General features: G+C 69.1%; 3 protein-coding genes. All 3 read left to right on the top strand.

Going from position 1 to position 3,444, the window contains the following annotated elements; genetic code table 11:
* Window positions 1-2,766 (top strand): FtsK/SpoIIIE domain-containing protein (locus AC08OU_RS23755; protein ID WP_476605865.1); only part of this gene is annotated, 2,766 nt, incomplete at its 5' end.
* On the top strand, window positions 2,754-3,023 hold the full coding sequence (locus AC08OU_RS23750; RefSeq protein ID WP_476602290.1) for a pyrophosphorylase: 270 nt from the start codon (window positions 2,754-2,756) through the stop codon (window positions 3,021-3,023). The genes AC08OU_RS23755 and AC08OU_RS23750, both read left to right, overlap by 13 nt.
* A gap of 132 nt (window positions 3,024-3,155) precedes the next feature.
* Window positions 3,156-3,443: a hypothetical protein gene (locus AC08OU_RS23745; protein ID WP_476602289.1), complete on the top strand. Its 288-nt coding sequence runs from the start codon at window positions 3,156-3,158 to the stop codon at window positions 3,441-3,443.
* The last annotated feature ends 1 nt before the right edge of the window (window position 3,444 follow it).

The raw sequence follows: 3,444 nt of genomic DNA, 5'->3' as shown, positions 1-3,444 counted from the left end.
GGGACGTACTTCCCAAACAGGCCCTACAAGGGAGGCAGCGCGTTCGCCGAGTGCGCCGCTCTTCCCCACACCGTCGGTATGGTCACCGACCTCGATCCGCACCTGGTCCGACGCGCGCTGAGCTCGCTCACCGCCGAGCTTCGCAGACGGGAACGGATGTTGGCCGCGGCCGGAGCGAAGGACCTCGACGCCTTTCGACGTCTGCTCCCTCATCCCATCGGGCGTCCGACGATTCCCCGCCTGCTTCTGGTCGTCGACGAATTCGCCACGCTAGCCCGCGAACTACCCGAATTCGTCGCCGGATTGGTCAACCTGGCCCAACGCGGACGGTCGCTCGGGATCCATCTCCTGCTGGCCACCCAACGCCCCGCGGGGGTGGTGTCACCGGAGATCCGGGCGAATACGAACCTGCGCATCGCGTTGCGGGTCACCGATGCGGCGGAGAGCGAGGACGTCGTCGGCTGCCCGGACGCTGCTCTGATCAGTCCGGCCACCCCCGGTCGGGCGGTGGTACGCACCGGCCCGGGCATCACGACAGCCGTTCAGACCGGGTGGATCGGTGGACCGGATCCGGTCACCAGACCAGGCGGAGACGACTCGTCCGGAATCCCTGCGCCCAGGGTCACCCCGCTACCGTGGCCGGAACCGGGTGACGCTCCACGTCGGGATGCCGACACGTCCCAGGCGGTGCCGGCGCCATCGTACGGACCGCCGTCGGAAGACGTGTCCCTGGCAGAGCCGCGCACCGACCTGGCTGCTCTGGTCTCGGCAGTACGGGAGGCCTCGACGAGGCTCGGGATCCCTCCGATACCCAGTCCGTGGCTTCCCCCGCTCCCTGAGCGGATTACCCTCGACGCCCTCGTCGGGGCGACCGCCGGCCGCACCGACCCGAGCGACCACACCAGCCCGAGCGACCACACCATCGCCGCGGATGGCGACGGTCACCATCCGGCGGACTCCAGCGGACGCCCTGGGCTCCACGCGGACGGTCTCGTTCGGCTCCCTCCCGTTGCCATTGGGCTGTCCGATCACTGTGACCGTCAGCTTCAGCTGCCCTTCACGATCGATCTGGAACACGGCGGCCACCTCATGATCGTCGGCTCGCCACGAACCGGGCGCTCGACCGTGTTGCGCACCGCTGCCGGCGCCCTCGCCACCGCCCTGCCCGTCGGCGAGCTCCATCTCTACGGACTGGACTGCGGCGGCAACGCCCTGGCACCCCTCGCGGACCTGCCGCACTCCGGTGCCGTGGTGAGCCGGGACGATCCCGAGCGGGTCACGAGGCTCCTCGCCCGTCTGGCCAACGAGATCAGCGAGCGGCAGACGATCCTCTCTCGGAAAGGCTTCATGGATCTTGCCAAGGCCCGACGGTCGTGGCGGCCGTCTCCCGGCGATGCGGGCGACGCCATGCGCCCATCGCCGTACCTGGTGCTGCTCGTCGACAGGTTCGAAGGATTTCTGGCCGCCTTTGAGGACGTCGACGGAGGGATACTCGTCGACCAGCTTCTGCGGCTGTTGCGCGAAGGTCAGGCGGTGGGCCTACGAGTGATCATCACTACCGATCGACGAGGGTTGATCGGGCGGCTGGCGTCGCTCGTCGACGAACGACTACTCCTGCGGATGGCCGACCCTTCCGACTACGCGCTCGCTGGCCTGTCCCCCTTCGACATGCCCGGGACGCTGTCCGCCGGACGTGGGGTCGCGGTCGGAGGCCGGTTCCCCAGTCCCGTGGAGACACAGATCGCGCTGCTCGACGCGGACCCCACAGGCCAGGCTCAGGTTGCGGCACTGCGGGCGGTGGGCTCTCGGGCGATGTCCCAGGCGGGCCGATCTGTGGAGGTGTCGCGAAGGCCGCCGGAGCGCTTCGATCGTCGTCCCTTCCGGATCCACGCGCTGCCCTCCCTCGTCACATCCGAGCAGATGGAACGCGCGCCCGGGCGGTCGCGGAGATCCGCGGCGGCGGCCATGCGTCCAGAAAATCGATCTTCGCTGCACGTGCCGATCGGAATCGGAGGGGACGAGCTGGAGATCGTCGAGGTGGATCTGGATACCGACGGCCCCGGTTTCATGATCAGTGGCCCGCCACGGTCCGGGAGCAGTTGCGTTCTACTCACGCTGGCGTTGTCACTCCTCACCGATGGTGCCCGAATCGTCGCGTTGACGCCGCGTCCGTCTCCCCTTCGTTCCCTCGCCCACCGACCCGACGTCGTAGCCATCCTGGACGGGACCATGAACCTCGTGGAGGAGGCGGGAAGCGACGGCACCTGCCGTCGCGGCGGCCGCGGGCGGGGGGAGTCAGCCGTCACGCCGGAGACCCGTCGGACCGACACCATCCGGTCGCTGACCGACCTGCCAACCGGCCTGTCAGGGGACGAACCTCTGGTCGTCCTCGTCGACGACGCCGAGTTGGTCGGTGAACGGGCCGCGGCCGAGCTGGCGGCCTTCTGGCAGGCCGCACGCGACGGCGGCGGCGTGTTGATCGTCGCCGGTACGACCGAGGAGCTGCTGGGCCAGTACCGCGGATTCCTCGTCGACGTCCGCCGCGGTGGGTACGGGCTGCTCCTGGCCCCGGGGCGGCCGAGCGACGGCGAACTGCTCGGAGTCCGGCTGTCCCGCACGATCGGCGGCCCCGCGCCTCCAGGCCGCGGGGTGCTGGTGCGCCGCGGAGCCGTCCTTCCCGTCCAGGTCGCCTGTCCCCCGACATCCGACCTGCTCGCGTCCCCCTCTGCTCGAGTCCCGAGAGGAACAATGCCGTGCGAACCGTGACCACACCGGCGGCCCAACAGGCGGCCGGGCGGATGAGCCGACAGCTACCCGATCTGCAGGCAACCACGACAAATCTGATCAATCATGGCAACACGTTGGCGGACCCGCGAAACTGGGATGGCCCGAAGGCGCAGGTTTTTCGTGCTCAGGTCTGGCCGGAGGTGCAGAGCGCGCTGACCGACCTGCGGACGAACCTCGCCGAGCTCGCCCGCGGCATCACCAAGATCAACCGCCGAACCGCCGCGGCCGGAAGCTGACGGACCACCCCCGGGACCGCCCCTCCCGGGACCACTGTCCGCCGCGCCGGTCGCTCTCTTCCATCTCTTCCATGCCATCGAGGCGCTTTGCCGCCGAGACGGCCGTCCAGATCCCCGCCACCGGAGCACACTATGACCCAGCCGTCCGATGTCACCGTCCGTAGCACGCCACAAGCCGTGACCGCTATCGCCGATCTCACCACGATCATCAACGGCCCGCTGCTCACCCATTTCGACGAGCTCCGCGCCGCGGCGAAGATACTGATCGACCCGGAGAACTGGGACGGTCGTAACGCGGTCGATTTCCGGACCACCGTCTGGCCGGGATACGACCGGACCCTCACCGAACTGCACACCCAGCTGGATCAGCTACGTGCGCGGCTCGCCGAGATTCAGAACGAGATCCAGAGTGCCGGATGAC

Source organism: Frankia sp. CcMO1, assembly GCF_977945845.1.
This window is presented reverse-complemented; position numbering and strand designations above follow the sequence as displayed.